14 protein-coding genes are annotated in these 20,391 nt (G+C 63.2%); 6 read left to right on the top strand and 8 right to left on the bottom strand.

The window, feature by feature from the left end:
- Positions 1 to 247 precede the first annotated feature (247 nt).
- Positions 248 to 2,647, top strand: a complete 2,400-nt coding sequence (locus GV035_RS03380; RefSeq protein WP_159833376.1) for a hybrid sensor histidine kinase/response regulator — start codon at positions 248 to 250, stop codon at positions 2,645 to 2,647.
- A 49-nt stretch (positions 2,648 to 2,696) separates the two neighbouring features.
- Here the strand turns inward: GV035_RS03380 and GV035_RS03375 are convergent, their stop codons facing one another.
- The 5 genes from GV035_RS03375 to GV035_RS03355 all read right to left on the bottom strand — a co-directional run bounded on the left by GV035_RS03375 (position 2,697) and on the right by GV035_RS03355 (position 7,916).
- Positions 2,697 to 3,119 carry a PGDYG domain-containing protein gene (locus GV035_RS03375; RefSeq protein ID WP_159833374.1) on the bottom strand — a complete coding sequence of 141 codons (423 nt, stop codon included), beginning with the start codon at positions 3,117 to 3,119 and terminating at the stop codon, positions 2,697 to 2,699.
- On the bottom strand, positions 3,116 to 5,062 hold the full coding sequence (locus tag GV035_RS03370; protein ID WP_159833372.1) for a hypothetical protein: 1,947 nt from the start codon (positions 5,060 to 5,062) through the stop codon (positions 3,116 to 3,118). The genes GV035_RS03375 and GV035_RS03370 overlap by 4 nt, the downstream gene beginning before the upstream one ends.
- An 87-nt stretch (positions 5,063 to 5,149) precedes the next feature.
- Entirely contained in the window at positions 5,150 to 5,968 is an 819-nt protein-coding gene (locus GV035_RS03365; protein WP_236572411.1) for a S1 family peptidase, read from the bottom strand.
- On the bottom strand, positions 5,922 to 6,398 hold the full coding sequence (locus GV035_RS03360) for an RT0821/Lpp0805 family surface protein (RefSeq protein ID WP_159833368.1): 477 nt from the start codon (positions 6,396 to 6,398) through the stop codon (positions 5,922 to 5,924). The genes GV035_RS03365 and GV035_RS03360 overlap by 47 nt, the downstream gene beginning before the upstream one ends.
- A gap of 75 nt (positions 6,399 to 6,473) precedes the next feature.
- On the bottom strand, positions 6,474 to 7,916 hold the full coding sequence (locus GV035_RS03355) for a toll/interleukin-1 receptor domain-containing protein (protein ID WP_159833366.1): 1,443 nt from the start codon (positions 7,914 to 7,916) through the stop codon (positions 6,474 to 6,476).
- 672 nt (positions 7,917 to 8,588) lie between these two features.
- Between GV035_RS03355 and GV035_RS03350 the strand changes: the two genes are divergently transcribed.
- Positions 8,589 to 10,892: a PAS domain S-box protein gene (locus GV035_RS03350; RefSeq protein ID WP_159833364.1), complete on the top strand. Its 2,304-nt coding sequence runs from the start codon at positions 8,589 to 8,591 to the stop codon at positions 10,890 to 10,892.
- 16 nt (positions 10,893 to 10,908) lie between these two features.
- Here GV035_RS03350 and GV035_RS03345 read toward each other — a convergent pair whose 3' ends face one another.
- The gene (locus GV035_RS03345; protein WP_159833362.1) at positions 10,909 to 11,859 is read right to left on the bottom strand and encodes a LysR family transcriptional regulator; all 951 of its coding nucleotides are present in this window, start codon (positions 11,857 to 11,859) and stop codon (positions 10,909 to 10,911) included.
- A 137-nt stretch (positions 11,860 to 11,996) separates the two neighbouring features.
- Here GV035_RS03345 and GV035_RS03340 point away from each other — a divergent pair, with 137 nt between their 5' ends.
- The gene (locus GV035_RS03340) at positions 11,997 to 13,061 is read left to right on the top strand and encodes an Ldh family oxidoreductase (RefSeq protein ID WP_159833360.1); all 1,065 of its coding nucleotides are present in this window, start codon (positions 11,997 to 11,999) and stop codon (positions 13,059 to 13,061) included.
- Positions 13,062 to 13,096: 35 nt separating this feature from the next.
- Here the strand turns inward: GV035_RS03340 and GV035_RS03335 are convergent, their stop codons facing one another.
- A complete protein-coding gene (locus GV035_RS03335; protein WP_159833358.1) occupies positions 13,097 to 14,449 on the bottom strand; it encodes an MFS transporter in 1,353 nt (450 codons plus the stop codon).
- 676 nt (positions 14,450 to 15,125) lie between these two features.
- Here GV035_RS03335 and GV035_RS03330 point away from each other — a divergent pair.
- Both GV035_RS03330 and GV035_RS03325 read left to right on the top strand, forming a co-directional pair.
- A complete protein-coding gene (locus GV035_RS03330) occupies positions 15,126 to 15,794 on the top strand; it encodes an MEDS domain-containing protein (protein WP_159833356.1) in 669 nt (222 codons plus the stop codon).
- 1 nt (position 15,795) lies between these two features.
- Complete coding sequence (locus GV035_RS03325) at positions 15,796 to 17,403, top strand: hybrid sensor histidine kinase/response regulator (protein ID WP_159833354.1); 1,608 nt, start codon at positions 15,796 to 15,798, stop codon at positions 17,401 to 17,403.
- Positions 17,404 to 17,431: 28 nt separating this feature from the next.
- On the opposite strand, the gene GV035_RS03320 is transcribed toward GV035_RS03325, so the two are convergent.
- Entirely contained in the window at positions 17,432 to 18,286 is an 855-nt protein-coding gene (locus GV035_RS03320; protein ID WP_159833352.1) for an oxidoreductase, read from the bottom strand.
- Positions 18,287 to 18,956: 670 nt separating this feature from the next.
- On the opposite strand from GV035_RS03320, the gene GV035_RS03315 reads away from it, so the two are divergent.
- On the top strand, positions 18,957 to 20,084 hold the full coding sequence (locus GV035_RS03315; RefSeq protein ID WP_159833350.1) for an aminotransferase class V-fold PLP-dependent enzyme: 1,128 nt from the start codon (positions 18,957 to 18,959) through the stop codon (positions 20,082 to 20,084).
- The last annotated feature ends 307 nt before the right edge of the window (positions 20,085 to 20,391 follow it).

Genomic DNA, 20,391 nt, shown 5'->3' with positions numbered 1-20,391 from the left:
ATATGGATAGCGTTCGATATTCTTGGCGGTGCGGGTAGCGGGCCTCTAGCATCACGTCTCTTTCAACCGAGGGCACCGCTTCGGCCATATTGACCGTCTATCACGGCGCGACGCTGCCCGCATGAAGGCGCACCGCAGCATTAGACCGTTCGCGGCATGTGCGCGGACACCCGGCACGGTCGTTGCGAAAGCGTAGGCTTGTCCATGTGAAATTGCGACGCAGTGTCAGCCTGCGTCCACCGTGCCTATGGCTTTGCCTTCGATATTCGAAGAAATCTTCAACACCGCCCCCGTCGGCAGCTACCTGCTCTCTCCCACTCCGGAAGCCATCGTTCTCGCAGTGAACGACGCGTTCCTGAAAGTCTCGACGCTGCGTCGCGAAGACATGGTGGGCAAGAGTCTCTTCGACATCTTTCCTCATAACGAAGCCGACACGAACGACACGGGCGTCGAGGCGCTGCGCCAATCGATTGCGCGGGCGAGAGAAACGGGACGCGCCGACCACTTGCCGTTGCAGCGGTTCCCTCTTTGGGTGACCGCCGAAGACGGCACGACGCGTTACGAGGAACGCTTCTGGAGCGCGGTGAACACGCCGATCTTCAATGCGGAAGGCGCGCTCCTCTGCGTCTCTCACACGACCACGGATGTGACCGCCGCGCATCTGACGCAAAAGGCTCTGGCCGCAAGCGAACAACGTTTCCGCACTCTTTTCGACGCGATCAATCAGGGATTCTGCGTCGTGGAGATGGCATTCGATGAAAGCGGAGAGCCCGTGGACTACCGCTTCCTGACCGTGAACCCGGCATTCGAAGCACAGACGAGCGTGACCAACGCCGTGGGAAGAAATATGTCGGAACTGGTGCCCGGCCATGACCGACATTTTTTTGAAATCTACGGCTCGGTCGCCAAGAACGGCGTGCCGATCCACGCGCAGGTGAAGGCCTCGAAGCTCAACCGCTGGTTCGATATCTATGCGTTCCGCCCTGACGCGTCCACACCGAATCAGGTCGGCGTGCTGTTCTCGAATATCACCGAGCAGCGCACGAGCGAGGAGCGGCTTCTCGCAAGCGAGCGAAGCGCGCGGGCCGCCGCGCGTGAAGCAGTCGATGTGACGCGCCGCCTAGACGCGGTGCTTGAAGCGGCGCCCATTGGCATCGTCGTCTGCGATCAGCATGGCGGCATCGAGCGCGTGAACCGTTCTTTCGTTCAGCTATGGGGCGAGGCGCATCCCCGTCCCTCGACCATCGACGATTTCAGGCAATGGAAGGGACGCTGGGCGGATCATTCGGACAAGCACGGCCAGTTGCTCGATGCTCACGACTGGACGATTGCGCGCGTGCTTCAAGGCAGTGCCGCGACGACCGACATCGTTTCGATCGAAAGCTTCGACGATCCGCCCAATCGGCGCACCATACTGAGCACGGGCGCGCCGATCAGGGACGACCATGGAGGCGTGATAGGCGCAGTCGTCGCGCAACTGGACATCACCGATCGCATCAACGCGGAAGAGGAACTGCGTCTTGCCGACAGGCGCAAGGACGAGTTCCTCGCGATGCTGTCGCACGAACTGCGCAATCCGTTATCGCCGATTGCCAGCGCCGCGCAACTCATGCGCGCCGCGCCCAGCGACGCACGCCGGGTCAGCAAGTCGTGCGAGATCATCTCGCGGCAAGTGAAGCACATGACCGGCCTGATCGACGATCTTCTCGACGTCTCCCGCGTGACGCAAGGGCTCATCAAGCTCGACATGGAAGTGCTCGATGCCAACCGCATCGCAGCTGACGCCATCGAGCAGGTCAGGCCGATCATCGAACGGAAAATGCATCGCCTGTCGCTGCATACCTTGTCGTCCGCTGCGCTGGTTCGCGCCGACGAAAAGCGGCTGACTCAGGTCTTCGTCAACCTGCTCAACAACGCGGCCAAATATACGCCCGATAAAGGCGACATCGAATTCTCCGTCGCGGCCGAAGGCAAGTTCATCAAGGTGACGGTGGCGGATAACGGCATCGGGATGACGCCCGACGTCGCGGCGCGCGCCTTCGATCTGTTTTCGCAGGCGGAACGCAACTCCGATCGCACGCAAGGGGGACTCGGCATAGGGCTCGCGCTCGTGCGCAGCCTTGTCGCGCTGCATGGCGGGACCGTCCGAGCGTATAGCGCCGGCCCCGGCAAGGGCAGCACGTTCGTCGTGTGTCTTCCCCACGCCGAGGTGATTGCGCCGCAACGTGAAACGAAAGCGGATGACTCGCCGGATGCGCCGTTCCTCACTCGCCTGCGCGTGTTGATCGTCGACGACAACACCGACGCGTCGGAGACGCTCGCCATGTTGATGGAGACGCTCGGCAACGAAGTACGCGTGGCCGGGAACGGAATCAGCGCCATGCACGAAACGGAGCATTGGGTTCCGCACGTGTGTCTTCTCGATATCGGCTTGCCGGACATGGACGGGTATCAGTTGGCGTCGCTACTGAAGAGTCAGCCGCGCACGGCGGATGCGGTTCTCGTCGCGATCACGGGATACGGCTTGCAACAGGACAGAGACAAGGCGCTTGCCGCAGGCTTCGATCACCACTTCGTCAAGCCGCTCGACGTGGGCAAGCTGTTCTCGCTGCTCGGGGAGATTGCGTCGCGGCAGCGGCGGGAGTGAGACGTTTTCGGCAATTCGGCGTCTGTATCGACGGATGCGCGTCGCTCCTTCACTGCTGCACCACGTCATAGACACGCGCGAAGACTTCGGCGTCCACGATGCCGTACTCGCCCTCGTCATACTGGATCAGCCAGTCGCCCGGTTGCCCTTCGAGCACATCGCTTTGAGCCCCGACGAGCACACGCACCGGCGACTTCAAAAGAAGCGCGTACGCCACGACCGGACGCTTGCGATACACGCCTTCCGCTACACGTTCATAGGTCTCTTCGAAGCGGTCCCTGCTGACAGGCCACTCTTCATTCAAGGTTCCGGTCACGATCGCGTCGCCGGCGCGAAAGCGTACGGGGCCTTCGAGCGTCTCGCACGTTCCGTCGCTATCCGCAAACCGCACCGTGACGGGAACGGGGCGTTTGATCACCCGCCGCGCCTCCGTATCACGCGTGAGGTCCGGCATCGAAAGCTCGTCGCTCATGGAAGCTCCGTCCTCTGGTAGTTGATCAGATCGCGCCACTGCACGTTTTCGTCGCCGAGCAGCTCGGCGATCTCGCAGGCGTCGTGGCGTAGATCGGCCATCGGCTGCCAGCCGCTCAAATCCGGTCTCGTCATGGTGAAACGCACCTCGCTGAGCAACACCTCGAGCCTCGCTTGCACCTTGTTCGATTGCTCCGCGATACGTCCGAACTCCAGCTTCGTCATAACGCCATGCAGTGCGGCGCCTAGCGCAGGCAGCGATGCACTGAAGAGCGACAGCCAGCGTTCGTCGCGCGGCAGCAACGCCTCGAACCGATCGGTGCAGACCGGCCACGACTCGCAGAGATGCGCCGCGATGTGGCTCACTGTACAAAGCGCGGCGACACCGAACAAGACCGTGGCACACAGCTCCATGCGCCTGTGCAAGCTGTGCGCAGCTTTATGCTTCTTCCTGTGAAAGACAAACTGGAGTTCCACTGCTTCTTCCAGCCGCCTGCCCCGTTCGGGCACGCTTTGCGATGCAAGGCGGTAAGTCTCGTAGAGCGCCGGAAAGCCGCCCGCGCTCAAAGATCGCTGCAATAGCCACAGTTCGGCATTGCGCAGCCGGTAGTGACCTTGATGGTACGTGATGAGCGGCTCGTTGAACGGCGCGGGAACTGCGAGAAAGGGTTCGAGCATCTGCAAATACCGGATCTGCTCGGCCACGAAGCGATGTCCGAGCCAAAGCCGGTGCCAGTGCAGGCGCCCCGCGCGGACGAACGAGTACAGAATAATCAGTACGAGAGCTAGCTCGATCCACGGCCAGACCGTCTTAACGTCGCCGGAGCATTGCGAGAACCAGAAACACCTCCCCCGACCAAACTGCTCGATTCCGGCGACCGAAGCGAACACCGCCGCCGAAGAAAGCATATATAGCAGCCAAGTGGCGCTGCCATGCCTGCGTCCCGCAACGTTCGCCCGCGCATCGCTCCAGTCGAAACGAGCCGCAAGCGGACCCGAATGCGAAGCTTCACTCGTTTCGTGTTTCTGTTTGCAAGTGCGCGTTCCCAGCACCAGCCTCGACAGACTATTCACGAAGTCACAGGGCCGCACACGGAAAAGCGACGTCATGAATTGCTCGAACCAGCCCACGCGAGCTTCCATCAACGGCGAACCGTGCGTTTCGGTGGCGTACGAGCGAAGCACATCCGTTTGCAGACTTGGCGAGACGAGGCCCGCGTCGAACGGATTGAGCCGACGCCGCAGAGAATCGATCAACACGCCATTATCGATGTCATACGCTTCGAACAGGCCCGCGAGCAGCCCCTGCTCCAGGGTCGTGCGCTTCAGCCTGTGAAGCCATAGCTCGGTGACGCGATGATCGGCAATGGTACTGACGTGCCCCTGCAGATCGATCCACAGCACAGGCAAGCCCATCGCCACCGCCTGCTGGATCAGCCACACCACGCCGCCCGGCGCACCGGGAGGCGTGTCGCCGTCCCAGACAACGACAAGAATATCCGCGTAACTGAGCGCGAATTCGTCACGCGTGGCGAACGGCGCGTTGTCTTTCTCCGATACCGAATGCGGGCACCCGAAGGAAACCGACCGTTCCGGCTTGTCCGGAGTCATGCCATGGAACTCGTCAGGCACGATCAAGTTGACCCGCAAGTCGAGATCGCCAGCCTTCCGAATCGCGTGTCGATCGACGCGGTCCGCATGTCCGGTGATCACGCGTATCGTCGTCGGACCGCGATCGTAAAGCTCGGGCGGAAACGAGGCATCCGCCCGCGCTCCGTCATTTTGAATCTGGGCGAACTTCTCGAGCACGGTGTCGAGGGTCGCGAACGCGCGATGCAGATCGGTGCGAAAGGGCAGGAACTTCCGCTTGCGCCGATGGCCGGACACCATCACCGAAATCGAACGCGGCAGAAGAGGAAAGCTGGTTGGCGTATCGGTGGTCATGGCTGTCGTGAGTCGAGCGCGCCGGGGTGCTACGACGAGCGAACGCTCTGAAGGAATCGAAAGGCCCTGTGGCGGCCTTCGTGCCGGCTAGTCCGCGCACTGAACGAGTGCGGAGATCTTGCGCAACGTCTGTCGGGATTCCGCACCGGGCGGGCGGTCCGCTGACGGCTGCGGCATCACGGCGCTCACATCGAGAAATCGCGCCAGGTCGCCCGCGCGAATCGCGACGCCGAGATCGGGCTCGTTCGCGTAGCGCCCCGCAACCATGCCGATCAGCAGCCCGTGTTCGTCGAGGACCGGACCGCCGCTGTTTCCCTCGTAAAGCGCCGCCTGCATGACGAGAAGGCGGCGCGACTTCTCGTCGACCGTGCCGTTCACGCGGCCCCGTGTGATGACCGGCTGCAACGGCGTCGACGCCGTGAGACCGTAGCCGATGGTGAACACCGGCTCATGTCTCGAAAGCGGTCCCTCCCTGAACACGGGGATCAGGCTCACGCGCTGACGCGTCGTGAGCAGAGCCACATCCATGCGAGCATCGATCGCCGTCAACGACGCGGCGAGCCTCGCGCCGTCGTCAGTCCACACATCGATACGCCGGCAGCCGCGCACGATATGGCCGCTCGTGAGCAACTCGCCCGCTTTCGTCACGAAGAAGGCGGTGCCACTGCGAAGAAGACGCGCGGAACGTTCGCTGTCGGTGCCGAAGGGTATCGAGTCCGCTTTGATGGGGCGAACCTGCGCGGTATCGACTTCGTCGCGCGCTCCGTGCCCGGCCTTACCCGCAAGCACGCCCGCCGCGACGATCGTACACAGCAGCGACGAGCGCCTCAGCCGTCCACCGCGCCGCAGTGCAAGGACATCACTTGTCGGCCAGTTGCCACTCCCCTTTCGAGTTGCGGCACGCATGCGCAGTCTGCTCATAGGTCTTTCCTTCCTTGACGTAGGATTCGGTGAAATCCCTGCATGTCTGCGCGTTCGCAGCCGTCGTGTAGCCGTTCAGCGGCTTGATGGTCCCCGAGTTGCCGGTCTTCGCGTTGTGCCAGTGCTTTGGCTGGCTGTTTTTCGTGCTTTGCAGCGCCTCCTGAAGCGCCCGGTCGCGCGCCTCGCGATCCCGCTCATCCATTTCATGACCAATGACACCGCCGAGCAATCCGCCAGCAAGCCCGCCCGCGACGATTGCGCCGGCCTTTCCATGACCAAAGATGCCTCCGAGTGCCGCGCCAGCGCCGGCGCCGAGCAGTGCGCCCGAGGTAGTCTTGTTCATGCCGGTCGAGCCCGAGCCCGATCCCGAACCCGAACCGTTATCGGCGCACCCGGAAGCGATCAGCGTCGCCACGCTTGCGCAAGCCACTGCGGACAGATACCTATTCATCGCTTGTCTCCTGCAACAACCGTGGTGGCCGATGGCGGCTTACTTGCTCCAGACGCCGGCGCGTGCGCGCCGCGCGTCTTCTTCGGCGGCCGCGTATTGCGGCGGCGCGCCTTCCCGCGTGCGCGCCCATCCCAGGCGAACCGCGTGGACAGCGACGTCGTGCCCGTTAGCGAAGCATTGATAGGCCTCATCGTGCGCGAAACACCGGAGCATGTTTCCTTCGCTCTGCAGATAGCGTTGCATCGCCCGGGCAGGACGCCCGTCTTCTCCGCGAATACCGTAGAGATTCACGATCTTCCCGGACACGATGAACCCCGCCGAGTCGAGGACCTGATCGACGCTGCCTTCGAGATCCGGGGCCTTCGCCGCCGGCGCGGTGCTGTCCTTTGCGGTGGGCGCCGGGAATGCGGGCGAAGTCGTCGTCGATGTGGGCGGACTGACCGTCGACGCGGGCGGTCTGATCATCGGGACCGGAGCCGGAACGACCTTCGGCGTTTGCGGCAATTCGAGGCGCTGGAATACCGCGACGATCGCTCCTGCCGCGACGATGACGAGCCCGCCGGCCGCGACCGCCAGCATGCCGAGCCGCCTTTGGGGGACCGGAACCGCACGGGTTCGGACGACGTGCGATGCCACCAGCGCGTTGCCGGACGGTCCGACCGACGAAATGAGGTCGGGGCGGGCGTCGATCACGTCTGGCCGGCCGGGATCTTCGAGCGGCGTCTGCGCGGCTTCCCACTGCCGCGCCTGCTCGGCCGCTCGCGCCGCCGCCTGATGCTGACGCTCCTGCTCGACGGCCGCTTGCTGCCGTGCTTTCTCCGTCGCCCGCGCGGCCATGTCTTGCTGGCGCGCGTTCTCGAAGGCTTTCGCGGCCCTCGCTGCCTCTTCCTGCTGTCGCGCTTTCTCGGCCGCCCTCGCCGCCTCGCGCTGCTGGCTCGCGTCGGTTCCGGTTGCGGCCGCGGCATGCTCCGCCTTCGACACCGGCACGGCCACTTTCAGAATGTTTTCCGCCAGTCCGTCGACCCACGTCCAGACTTCGTGTGATCGGCAATCGGCATGACGCAACGGTCGAAAGTCGATCCACTGATGCCGCCGCAGCGTTGCGAGGTCCGGCCCGAACGCGGTGTCTTCGGCGGTGAGCTGGTCCACGCCGACGTAAAGAATCGGAAAAATGAGGTCGTCACGCCCGAGTTCGAGCATGCGATAACGGAACGACTGGTATTCGGCGAGGCAATTCGTGCTTTTCAGATAGCGCGGCGTGACGATGGGCATGAAGAACACGGTCTGGCCAATCGTACGTTCGATCGAAGCCGCCCAGTCCGCTCCCGGCGGAATGGCCTGAATGTCCTGCCAGATCGTGATGTCCGCACCGTACTGCAAGGCGATCGCCTTGCCCACGATAGTGCGTAGCTGGCTCAGATGACCATCGCTATGCGCGTCGTCGCTGCGAGCGTAGCTCCAGAAACCCACGGGGTTCGACATGTGCGGTTGCTCCGATGAGCAAAGCGGCGTTTATTTTTCTACGGCTAACGGATACCGATGAACCTCGCGATGCTCATGCCGCTGGGCCTCCCGCCGTTCGGACTGGAGAATTCAACGCTCGTGCCGGACCTGCCGGAAGATGTCTTCATCCGACGGATACTTGCGAAGGATTCCTCAACGTATGGCCGGGTCTCGGAACCCGGCCTGGAAAAATCCTTTGCGCGGAATCGGTCACGTCTTAACAGGGCTTGCCGTGGGACCCTATAGGTATAGGCAATCCCCCGCCTGTTGGCAAGAAGCGCAGCACGCGCCGCGTTGTCGCGCGCACACAGCAGCACGACGATTCGTACGCTGATTCGTCACCCTAACAAATGTTGCATGCGGGCGTGCGGGACGCGGCTCTGCCATGCACGGGCGTGCTGGCCCTTTGCTTTGAACGATCACCCCCACGCCTATCGAGCGGCTGTCCAATGCATACAGACGCCTTACTGCCGCCGAGTGCGCTCCTGTTTATCGATGGCAGCATTGCACTGTCCTCCTGGATCGCATCGCACCGCGAACTCGAGCCTGAGCGCGCGTTGCCACGCCGCCTCTGAGAACGCGGAAAGCGCACACGCCGCTGCCGTTTAGAATGAACCGTCCTATCCGCGTTCATGTTCCAAAACCGCATCCATGCAAGTAGCCGCCCCGCCCGAAGACGAAATCGAACGTCTGCGCGTATTGCGCAGCCTGCACATTCTGGACACGCCCGCCGAAGAGGCGTTCGATCGCGTGACGCGCGTGCTGGCGCGGCTGCTCGCGGTGCCGATCGCGCTCGTGTCGCTCGTCGACGAGCATCGCCAGTGGTTCAAGTCGCGGCTCGGGATCGAAGCATGCGAGACATCGCGCGATGTTTCTTTCTGCTCGCACGCGCTGCACGAAGCAGAGATGCTCGTCATCGAGGACGCGCGCAACGATCCGCGCTTTTGCGACAACCCGCTCGTCGCCGGCCCGATGTCCGTGCGCTTCTATGCGGGCGTGCCGCTGCGTTCGACCGACGGCCACGCAATCGGCACGCTGTGCGCCATCGATACGGTGCCGCGCCGCTTATCGCCCGAGGACGGCGCGGCCATGCGCGATCTTGCCGCCATCGTGGAGCGCGAGCTGCTATCGCGCGAAAGCACGTATTCGGCGCGGGTGCTGCATCATGCGGACACGCAGGCCATCCGTCTCTCGGAAACGAGGTTTCGCACGATCTTCGAGCAGACGCCGACCGGCGCCGCGATTGTCGCGCTCAATGGCCGCTTCATCGAGGTCAATGCGCGTCTTTGCGAGATGCTCGGCTATCGCGCGGACGAACTCGTGGCGCTGACCTTTCAGCAGATTACGTTCGTCGAAGATCTGGATAGCGATCTGCAAAACCTGCGTCAACTGCTCGCGGGACAGATTCCGACTTACGCGATGGAAAAGCGTTATCTGCGCAGCGATGGCTCGCATTTGTGGGTTCAGCTACATGTCGCGCTCGTGCGGCAGGCCAATGGCGAGCCGTTGCACTTCATCGCGGTCGTCGAGGACATTCAGGCGCGCAAGGAAAACGAGCGGCTACAGCGCGAGCATCGCGTCGCACTGGAGGAGCAAGTGAGCGAGCGCACCGCCGAACTGCGCGCGACCAACACGCAATTGCGCGGCGAGGTGGCGCGGCGCGAGACGATCGAAGCGACGCTGCGCGCGCAGAACCAGCATCTTCAGGCGGTGATCGACAACGCGCAGGACGCGTATATCGCAATAGACAACCAAGGACACATCATCGAGTGGAACGACGCCGCCGAGCACATGTTCGGCTGGGGCCGGCACGAAGTCATCGGCCTGTCGATGGCCGAGACCATCATTCCGCCCGCGTGGCGCACGGCGCACGAGGCGGGCATGCGCCGCTTTCTTCGCACAGGCGTCGCGACGATTCTCGCGAAAGCGACGGAAGTGACGGCGCTGCGCCGCTCCGGCGACATCTTTCCGGCGGAGCTGCGTATCTCCACCGCCGCGACCGCGGACGGCAAGACGCTCTTCGCTTTCATCACCGACGTGAGCGAGCGCAAGCGCGTCGAAGCAGAGATCATCGAAAGCCGCGAAGCGATACAGAAGGTCACGGACAGCATGCCGGTGCTGATCGCCTATGTCGATCGCGAGTTGCACTATCAGTTCAACAACGACGGCTACCGGCGGCTGCTCGGGCGCGATGCGGCGTCCATGCGCGGCAAGCCGGTCGCATCGGCGATGCCGCCTGGCTTGTATCGAACGCTCGCGCCTTCGTTTCAGCGCGCGCTCGCGGGCGAGCGTCTGCAACACGACGATGTGGAAGATCACGAAGCCGATCCGCGCACGTGGAGCGTGTCGCTCGTGCCCGACATGCGCGGGCGTGAGGTGATCGGGTTCTACATGATGGCGCAGGATGTGACGTCGCGCAGGCAGGCGGAGCGCCAGCTACGGGCGCAAGCGATGCGCGATCCGCTGACCGGCCTGCCGAACCGGCGTGCGTTGCTGCTGCATCTCGCGCAGAACATCGCATCCGAGGCGCCCGCACGGCAGGCGCTCGCACTCTTCTTTCTCGATCTCGACGAGTTCAAGCCGGTCAACGACGAATACGGTCACGAAGCGGGCGACGAGTTGCTGCGGCTGGTCGGCGCTCGCCTCAGGGAGACGGTACGGCATAGCGATTTCACGAGCCGTCTCGCGGGCGACGAGTTCGTCATCGTCAGTCACGGTGTCGCGGACGATGCCACCGCCGCGCGCATGGCCGACGCCATTTGCAGTGCGTTGAACCGGCCATTCTGTCTAGCCGGCGTCGAGGTGACGATCGCGACGAGCGTGGGCGTCGTCGTCTGCGGCGCGCAGGCGCGGACGACGCCGGATGCGCTTCTCGCCGCCGCCGACAGCGCGATGTATGAGGCGAAGCGCGAAGGCAGGAACCGTTATCGGCTGGCGGCGTCCATCGTCGAATAGCGCGCGCGGTTCGCCATCAACGCTCGCACTGCGCGGCGATCGACAACAGAATGCCGACGAATTCGTCCATCGCCTGCGAGGTCGCTTCGTCTTTACGCGTGATGACGCTGTAGTTCGACAGGGTCCGCCGTATCGGCACGTCGAGATAACCGAGAAGGCCGTGCTTCACGTATTTGTCCATCGCGGCCTGTGGCTGAAGCGAGATCATGTCGGTGGCTTGCAGCAACTCCAGCGTTGAAAAGATCGACGGTGTTTCCACGATGCCCACCGGCGCGACCATGCCGGCTGCCGCGAACGTCTCCTCGAATAGCCGCCGCATGGCGGTGCCTTGCGGATACAGAATCCACGGCCATTGGCCGAGGCCGGTCATCTCCACGCGCCGCTCGCGCAGCAACGGATGATGTTGCCCGACGACCGCACGCACCGGCTCCGCCAGAAGATTTACCACATGGAACAGGGCTTCGTGCCGTGCTTCGGTTGGCCGCCCGACCATCACATCGATTCGCCTTTCTTCGAGCCACGCCGCGAGTTGATCGCTGCTCTGCTCGACCAGCTTGATGATGAGCCGCGGACGTCGGCGCTGAATCTCCTTGATCGTCGCGGTGACGAGTTGCGCGGCGGAAGCGGCGATGATGCCTACCGTGAGATGGCCGTAGCCGCCGTTCTTCAGTGTCGCGAACTCACCGGAAAACTTGCCGAGATTCGAAAGCGTCGTGCTGGCGTAGCGCACGGAGAGCGTGCCGAGATCGGTCGGCCGCATTTCGCGCGGCAAGCGTTCGAAGAGCGGCGCATCGAACATGGCTTCGAGATCGCTCAGGATCTTTGTCGCGGCCGGCTGCGTGATGTGCATCTGCTCGGCCGCGATACGCAAATTGCGCGTGCGCCCCAGCAGTTCGAGCAACTGGAGATGCCTGAACCGCAGCTTCGTCAGCACCTGGGCAGCGGAGAGGGTGGAATCTTGCGACATAGGGTAAACACGCGCCGACTCATAACCGAATGGAATTGATTCTACTCAATTCGCGATTGGACGCTTATCGAAAGCGCATCGGACAATTCGAAGCGCCCCGCTGTCCTCCAACGCTCACCCTCACTGACGCCATCACGATGAATACACGAGTCCGATACTCCGCCGATGAATTGCTAAGCTTCGCGCACCATCTCCTGGTCAAGGCCGGACTGGACGACGCGAAGGCGCAAGCCGTGGCCCGCACGCTCGTGGACGGCGACCTGATGGGTCACGACACGCACGGCCTCGCGTTGCTGCCGGGTTATATCCGCGAGATCGAGAACGGCGCGATGACCTGCTCCGGCGAGCCGGAGGTCGTGTCGGACCGCCGCGCCAGCGTGTTGTGGGATGGCCGTCGTCTTCCCGGCCCGTGGCTGGTTCTAAGCGGGATCGAAACGCTCGCGCCGAGGGCGAGAGAGTATGGCAGCGCGACGCTGGTGATCCGGCGCAGCCACCATATCGCCTGCCTGGCGAGTTATCTGGAGAAAGCCACGGCCGACGGCTTCATGATCGTGCTCGCCAGTTCCGATCCTGCCGTGCAGAGCGTCGCGCCTCACGGCGGCACGCGGTCGGTGTTCACGCCGAATCCGATCGCGGCGGGCATTCCCACGTCGGGCACGCCGTTTCTCATCGACATCTCCGCATCGACCGTCACGAACGGCATGACCGCGCGCCGGCATAAAGCAGGCGAGCTGTTCGATGAGGCCTGCTTTCTCGACGCCGAAGGCCACCCCAGCCGCGATCCGGCCGTGCTCGCAACCGAGCCTCCCGGATCGATCCTGCCGGTTGGCGGCATGACGTGGGGACACAAGGGGTTCGGCCTCGCGCTGCTGATCGAGGCGATGACAGGCGGTCTCGCAGGACACGGCCGGGCCGATGCCCCGGATGGCTGGGGCGCTACCGTCTTCCTGTCGCTGTACGATCCGGCAGCCTTCGGCGGTCCCGACGCATTCGCGCGGCAGATGGACTGGCTCGGCGACGCCTGCCGCGAGAATCCGCCGCGCCCCGGAACGTCGAGCGTGCGGATGCCGGGAGATCGCGGACTGAGCCTGAAGCGCGAGCAACTGCGCGACGGCGTCATGCTGCATCCGACGATTGCGCCGGCGCTCGAAGCCGCTGCGCAGCGTTATGAGATTGCGTTTCCCGCCGGACTCACTGACTAACTAACGAGAGAGCGAGTCGCGGCGGTTCGTTGCCGTTATGCGACTTCGTCGAGCGCGGCGGGCGGAATCGGGCCGCGCACGAGCACCCAATAGCCGATCAACGCGACCGCAGCCACGCCCGCCCCGACGAACAGCGCGGGCTGGAACGAGTGCGTCTGCTGCACGATGAAGCCCGTAACCACCGGTGCCAGCGCGCCGCCGAAGTAGCCGCCGAAGTTCTGCATCGCGCCGATCGACGCCGTGCAGTTCGCGGGCGCCGCAACTGAGGCCGTCGCCCAGGCCGCGCTGCTCGACACATACAGCAGCAGCATCGACACGGAGATGAACACGACGGCCAGCGCCGCGCTGTGCGTGAGGCCGGTCAGCACCGTGAACACGGCGACACCGAAGAGGGACGCCGCCATCGGATATTTGCGGCTATTGACCGCCGATACGCCGTGCCGCGCGAGCACGTCGCAAATCTTCCCGCCCGAGAGACTGCCGATCACGCCGAAAAGATAAGGCACCGCAGCCACCCAGCCGGACTTGGCGATGGTCAGGTGGAATTCCATCTGCAGATACGTCGGCAACCATGCGTTATAGAGCCACAGGACGTAGATCGTGCCGAAGAAGCCGAGCAGCATGCCCCACGTCGTGCCGAATTCGAAGAGACGCCGCCACTCGCGCCACGTCGGACGGGTTTGCACTTCGCCCTCGACATCGGACAGATACGCGCGCTCGCTCGGCGTCAACGCGACCTGATGCGGGTTGCGATGCACGAGAAAGAAGCACAGCGCCACGACGAGCCCGGCGATGCCCATGATGCCGAACATCCATCGCCAGCCCACGGTCAACATCACGACCGTCAGGAGCGGCGCGGATATCGCGGTGCCGAGCGTCGACGAGCTGTTCCAGATGCCGGTCGCGGCGCCCCGCTCCTTCTTGCCGAACCAGTCGCGGACGACCTTGGCGCTCGTCGGGAACTGCGGCGCCTCGCCGATTCCGAGCACCATGCGCGCGGCGAAGAACTGGCCGAAGCTCGTCACGACGCCGCCGAATGCTTGCGCCACCGACCAGGTCGCCAGGCTGACGGCGAGCATGATGCGCGCGCCGAAGCGATCGACCAGCGCGCCCGCCGGCAGTTGGGCGAACGCATACGCCCACAGAAACGCCGAAAGCAGCAAGCCCATTTCGCCGACCGAGAGCCCGAGATCGTGCCGAATCAACGGATTGGCGATGGACAGCGTCGCGCGATCGATGTAGTTGATGACGCCGCTCAGCAGGAGCAAGGCAAGCGCGGTGCGCTGGATTCGCCGCACTCGTGGCGAAGCGCGGTCCGCCGAAGCGATGGTCTGAGCGCCGCTGGCGTCCGACTCCGGCACACGCGGCGCCGTGGAGGATTGCTCCATGGGTATGTCTCCTGGATATTTTTTCTATCGGCGAGGCCGTTTGGCGATTCCAACGCGCGCGTTGCGGCATTGGACTGACGCACCATAAGTCGGCATCCGCTAAAAATCCAATCACATTTCGTCGGAAAGCAATTCCATTTGTTTATCGCGCGGTAGGGGCAAACCCGCGCATGATGTGCCTCTTCTCTTTCAGGCGCTTTCGGTCTCTCTGGCGGGTCAATGGATTCGCCTAATCCTCGGACGGCACCGGGCCGCCCCGCCGCAAGTAAATTCACTCCCGATTCCGGTGTACTCGCGGATGTCGTGCATCGGTTCGCATCAGATGATTTGCGGCGTGATGGGCGCGATCAGCAATGCGATCGGTGTGGCCCGCGATGTCGCAACTGATCTTCACGGACCTGCGAATCGCGCGCCGGGTCTGACCGTCCATTTTTCATTCATTAGTAGTTCAAACGAATTTGGACAGAGTGCGTCACTTATTCAGCACCGGCCGACTGCATCACGCGGGAATCGCGACGCCCCCTTGGATTCGGGCTGATTGGCGGCCACATCGGTCGGTATCGGTCAGATTTACTCCATCTAACACTCGCATCTGAACGTGCACAGCGTGCCAATGAACGACGTCTTGCACTAGCGTATCATTGCCGCGAACTCACATTTCCACGATAAGGCTTTCATGCATCCGCCAACATTGGCCGGTACGCCGCTCGACGCGTATCACGTCTGCGCATTCTTCAACAGCCGCGACGAAGAGTACGCAACGCTCAATCCCTTCTTCAAGGAGGCGGTCGATAGCGGCGAAAAGGTCATGCATATTGTGGATCCCGCGCTGCTGACGGACCATCGCGCCCGGCTGACGGCATCGGGCATCGATGCCGCGCATTGCGAGGCCTGCGGTCAACTCGAAGTCGTCTCGTGGCGCGATGCCTATCTCAACGAAGATGGCGCGTTCGACAAAGACCGGATGCTCGCCGCTGTCGATGATTTGACCGGCCGGGGTCACGCAGCGGGCTTTTCGCGTGTGCGGATCATGGGGAACATGGACTGGGTGTTCGGCGATATCGAAGTCGCGCCCAAGCTGATCGAATACGAAGCGGAAGTCAACGAGGTGCTCGAACGCAATCGGCAGCCCGCCATCTGCGTGTATGACATGGCGAAGCTCTCGGGCGCGATGCTGATGGACCTGTTGCGCACGCACCCGATGACGCTGATCAACGGGGTCGTGCAGGAGAATCCGTTCTTCACGCCGCCATCGGAGATGATTCAAGAGCTCAAACGGCGTCGCTCCGTCGAGTCCAGCCAAGGCGCTGCGGCGGCGAGCCGTTCGCAGGCAAACGTCGAATAGCATGACCGCTGACACGGCTTTCGAGGCGCTCTCGCGGGATGCCCCGGAGCGCAGCCTGCGCGACCTAATGGGCCTTCTGGCGCTGCCCGCATTGTGGGCGGGACGCGATGGCCGCACGGTGATCGAACTGATGATCGAAGCCGTCGAGCGGATCGTGCGTCTGGATATCTGCTACGCGCACGTGCCCTTGCTTCCCGACGCGCCCGCATTCGACAGCCTGCGCCTATGCGAAGCGCAGGCGAACGCGGATACGCGCCTTGCGTGGGAGCCGGCGATCAAAGCGTGGCAGTACATGCCCATCGGCCCTCGTCCGGTGCTTCAGGCGACGCCCGCCGGCGCGCGAAGACTCGTGCGCATGAGCATGGGATACACCGCCGGACAGGGCAGCGTCTGGTTCGGCTCGGCGGAACCGTCGTTTCCCTCCGTGACGGACCTCGCGTTCCTGCGCGCGGCGACATCGCTTGCGGCGACGGGCTTACAGGCCGCGCGCGCCACGCACGAACGCGAAACGGCCAGCAGGGCAAAAGACGAATTTCTCGCGATGCTGGGGCACGAGCTTCGCAACCCGCTCGCGCCGATCACCACCGCGCTCGGTCTCATCCGCAAACATCGCGGGGGAACGGCGGACAAGTATCACGACATCATCGAGCGGCAGGTGTCGCACCTGTCGCGCCTCGTCGAGGATTTGCTCGACGTGAGCCGCATCACGCGCGGGTCTATCGAACTACATCTGGAACCCGTGCGGATCGGCTCGGTGCTGACGCGCGCGATCGAGGCCGCGAGTCCGCTGATCGAGCAACGCGGACAGACCTTGTCGCTTAGCGTGACGGACGACGGCGCATTGATCTCCGCCGACCTCACGCGGCTCACGCAGGTCTTCGGCAATCTGCTCAACAACGCGGCGAAATATACGGATCCCGGCGGAAACATCCGCGTGGACGCCGTGACGCGCGCGACCGATATGGTCGTGTCGGTGTCCGATAACGGCGCCGGCATCAGCGATGAACTGATGCCCCGCCTCTTCACGATTTTCGAGCAGGGCCGGACCACCATCGATCGCGCGAAGGGTGGATTGGGAATCGGCCTCGCGCTGGTGAAGAATCTCGTCGAACTGCACGGCGGCACGGTCACGGCCATGAGCGACGGGCCGGGCAAGGGTTCCACCTTCGTCGTGACGCTGCCGACCGCACCGCATGCGCTCGTGCCAGCGGACGCGCCGCCGCACGGGCAATCGCTTCCCGAAGGCAACGGCGTTCGCGTGCTGCTCGTCGACGACAACGAGGACGGTCTGCTGGCGATGGAAGCCTTTCTCACCGAACTCGGCTTCGAAGTGGCGACCGCGAGCCTGCCGGAGACGGCACTCAGAGTCGCGGCGCAATTTTGCCCGGCGTTTGCCGTGCTGGATATCGGCTTGCCGGGCATGGACGGCTACCAGTTGGCCGACGCGCTGCAGCGGCAACATCGGGCGGACCCGCCCCGGCTCTTCGCATTGACCGGCTACGGCCAGGCCGACGACCGGAAACGCTCGGCGGACGCCGGGTTCGAACGTCACTTCGTCAAACCCGTGCCGCTCATGGAACTGGCGGAGGCGCTGAGCCTGATCGAGTGAGGCGCGCGTCCCGCTGCGGGCAAGCGGATTACGCTTCGTTTTCCGGGAAGTCCGCGCCGATCGTCGTCTTTTCCCATGTGTCGAAGTCGCGCTTGAGCAGATCCAGTTTCTTGCGCGCAAGCTCCAGCGCGGTTTTGCCTAGCAGCAGGCGCAGCGGCGGCGTATCGGCAGTAGCGGCTTCGATGATGGCGTGCGCCGCGCGCACCGGGTCGCCGGCCTGATTGCCGCTGCGCGCGGCGGTCTGCTTGCGGCGCTCGCCGGCGGTCGCGGCATAGTCGGCGATTTCGGTCGCCGACGACTTGATCGACGGCCCCGCCCAATTGGTTCGAAACGGACCCGGCTCGACGATCAGCACATCGATACCGAGCGGCTTCAGTTCCGTCGCGAGCGACTCCGATATGCCTTCTACCGCGTATTTCGTGCCGTGGTAGTAACCCGTCGCGGCAAAACTGGTGATCCCGCCGATCGACGAGACATTGATGACGATGCCGCTCTTTTGCGCCCGCATGACCGGCAGAACCGCCTTCGTCATGTCGACGAGACCGAACACGTTGGTCTCGAACATGTCGCGCACGACATCGTCCTCGCCTTCCTCGATCGCCGCGAGATAGCCGTAGCCCGCGTTATTGACGAGCGCGTCGATGCGGCCGAAGCGTTGCATCGATTGCTCCACGGCCTTCGCGATCTGGTCGCGCTTTTGCACGTCGAGCGGCAAGACGATCGCGCGATCTTCGTGTCCCTTGATGATGTCCTGCACTTTCGACGGGTCGCGTGCCGTGACCACTGCGCGCCAGCCGCGCTCAAGCACGGCATTCGCCAACTCGCGGCCAAAGCCCGTCGAGCAGCCGGTAATCAGCCACACGGGATTTTCCCGATTCATCATGTCCAGACTCCTTTCGTATGGAAAGCTTTCGATCAAGCGTTGATGGCGACGGTTCGTCGAGTGCATTCGGCCAGAGCCGGTTCATTCTAGCGGTCGAAGCCAGTCAACGCAGCGAGTGACGGGGTCGCAGGGATTGTGCCGGGCGGCATAAGCATAAGCGTCCGGCGGTTGGCGCGTGAAGCGGATCTTGCGGATGTTCACATATCGGGAAATGAGTCTGGACACAACTGACGAAAGAGCGACGAGAGGCAAAAAGGCGCTGCTTTGTGCTGCACGTCGCGTTTGTCATGGCAAGAGCGGGAAGAGCAATACGCTGCATTTAATAATATGCTCAGGAATCCTCATAAGCCCGGTACTGATCTCGTTGAACCCTTCGGTCTGTTCATGCTGAATCCAATGGTCGCAATCCTCCATCTCGACCAGAGTGACACGGAATCCGCGTCAGCATGAACACGGCCGTCGATGGATGTATCCTCGAAGGCTTGACGATGCGGCACCGGGTCAGGGCATTGCTATTGCGGTAGCCCTCATGACGAGTCGATAGCCGCCGCCGAGAGCGCATCGAAAGCGCGGTCCGCGTTGGCCCGGCGGCCAGCGCATGAAGCCGCCGCGCGCGGTTATCGCTAAAATGAGTTTCGATCCTTCTTTTCTGCCATTGCAGGAGGCGAGCGTGCCAGGTTTACTTCCCGATGTCGACCGCGAGGGACTCCTCGAATATTCGGTCGTTTTCACCGATCGATCACTCAATCATATGTCGCAGCGGTTTCAAGCCGTGATGCGCGACATCTCCGCTGTGCTCAAGAAGGTCTATCGCGCGCATTCAGCCGTTGTCGTGCCGGGCAGCGGGACGTTCGGCATGGAAGCCGTGGCGCGGCAGTTTGCGACGCGCAAGAAATGTCTCGTCATTCGCAATGGCTGGTTCAGCTTCCGCTGGTCGCAGATCTTCGACATGGGCGGCATTCCGTCCGAATCGGTCGTGCTGAAGGCGCGTCCGGTGCGAGAAGGCAGGCAGGCCCCGTATGCACCTCCGCCCATTGAAGACGTGGTCGCGGCGATCCATCAGCACAAGCCTGATCTGGTCTTCGCGCCGCACGTCGAAACGGCATCCGGCGTGATGCTGCCGGATAGCTATCTGCGCACGGTGTCCGACGCGGTTCATGCAGTGGGAGGCATGTTCGTACTCGACTGCATCGCCTCGGGCACCGTCTGGGTCGACATGCAGGCGAGTGGGATCGATGTCCTCATCAGCGCGCCGCAGAAAGGATGGAGCGCGTCGCCTTGTTGCGCGCTCGTGATGCTGAGTCCCCTTGCCCGCGAAAGAATCGAAGCGACGACGAGCACGAGTTTCGCGTGCGACCTTCGCAAGTGGCTGCAGATCATGGAAGCCTACGAGAAGGACGGATTCGCGTATCACGCCACGATGCCCACGGACAGTCTCGCGACGCTGCGCGACGCCATGAAGGAGGCCGAGACATACGGCTTCGACAAGGTGCGAGCGGAGCAGCTCGAACTCGGCAAGCGCATCCGCTCGCTGTTGGCTGAGAAAGGCTTCAAAAGCGTGGCAGCCGAAGGTTACGAGGCGCCGGGCGTCGTTGTCAGTTACACGGACGATGACGGCATTCGATCCGGCAAGAAGTTCGCCGATGCAGGTTTGCAGGTGGCGGCGGGCGTTCCCCTCGAATGCGACGAGCCCGCGGATTTCAAGACCTTTCGCATCGGGCTGTTTGGCCTGGACAAATTGCATGATGTCGATGGAGCGGTGGCCAGAGTCGCGAAGGCATTGGACCGCATTCTCTAAGGCCATGCCTTGAAGGATGTGCGGGCGGGACGCCAATGCACTCGCATTGGCGTCGTCGAGATCATCGCCGCTGCGAGGTGCATCTCGCGCTTTCTTTCGAGTCACATGGCCCGCGTTCGCATCAATAAGTCGCGCGGTTGAGCCGCTTTCATCGAACGTTCGCGCACGGGGCGTCTTGAGTCAGCTAGACGAACGGAGCAAGCTTCCAGCGTGCGAATTCCACGCGTCGTCTGCACCTCGATATTCGACGCCGTCGCTTAGCCGCGAAGCCATGGCGAACTGAGCGAAGGACCCTCCGGCGCAGCTA

The sequence above is a fragment of the Burkholderia sp. 8Y genome (assembly GCF_902506145.1).
Lineage (GTDB): Bacteria > Pseudomonadota > Gammaproteobacteria > Burkholderiales > Burkholderiaceae > Caballeronia.
This window is presented reverse-complemented; position numbering and strand designations above follow the sequence as displayed.

Bases quoted from the DNA above. Each gene is read 5' to 3' on its own strand.
- GV035_RS03345 (WP_159833362.1), bottom strand. From the start codon at position 11,859: ATGTCGCAAGATTCCACCCTCTCCGCTGCCCAGGTGCTGACGAAGCTG.
- GV035_RS03365 (WP_236572411.1), bottom strand. From the start codon at position 5,968: ATGCGTGCCGCAACTCGAAAGGGGAGTGGCAACTGGCCGACAAGTGAT.
- GV035_RS03330 (WP_159833356.1), top strand. From the start codon at position 15,126: ATGCATCCGCCAACATTGGCCGGTACGCCGCTCGACGCGTATCACGTC.
- GV035_RS03335 (WP_159833358.1), bottom strand. From the start codon at position 14,449: ATGGAGCAATCCTCCACGGCGCCGCGTGTGCCGGAGTCGGACGCCAGC.
- GV035_RS03325 (WP_159833354.1), top strand. From the start codon at position 15,796: ATGACCGCTGACACGGCTTTCGAGGCGCTCTCGCGGGATGCCCCGGAG.
- GV035_RS03370 (WP_159833372.1), bottom strand. From the start codon at position 5,062: ATGACCACCGATACGCCAACCAGCTTTCCTCTTCTGCCGCGTTCGATT.
- GV035_RS03355 (WP_159833366.1), bottom strand. From the start codon at position 7,916: ATGTCGAACCCCGTGGGTTTCTGGAGCTACGCTCGCAGCGACGACGCG.
- GV035_RS03340 (WP_159833360.1), top strand. From the start codon at position 11,997: ATGAATACACGAGTCCGATACTCCGCCGATGAATTGCTAAGCTTCGCG.
- GV035_RS03380 (WP_159833376.1), top strand. From the start codon at position 248: ATGGCTTTGCCTTCGATATTCGAAGAAATCTTCAACACCGCCCCCGTC.
- GV035_RS03375 (WP_159833374.1), bottom strand. From the start codon at position 3,119: ATGAGCGACGAGCTTTCGATGCCGGACCTCACGCGTGATACGGAGGCG.
- GV035_RS03350 (WP_159833364.1), top strand. From the start codon at position 8,589: ATGCAAGTAGCCGCCCCGCCCGAAGACGAAATCGAACGTCTGCGCGTA.
- GV035_RS03320 (WP_159833352.1), bottom strand. From the start codon at position 18,286: ATGATGAATCGGGAAAATCCCGTGTGGCTGATTACCGGCTGCTCGACG.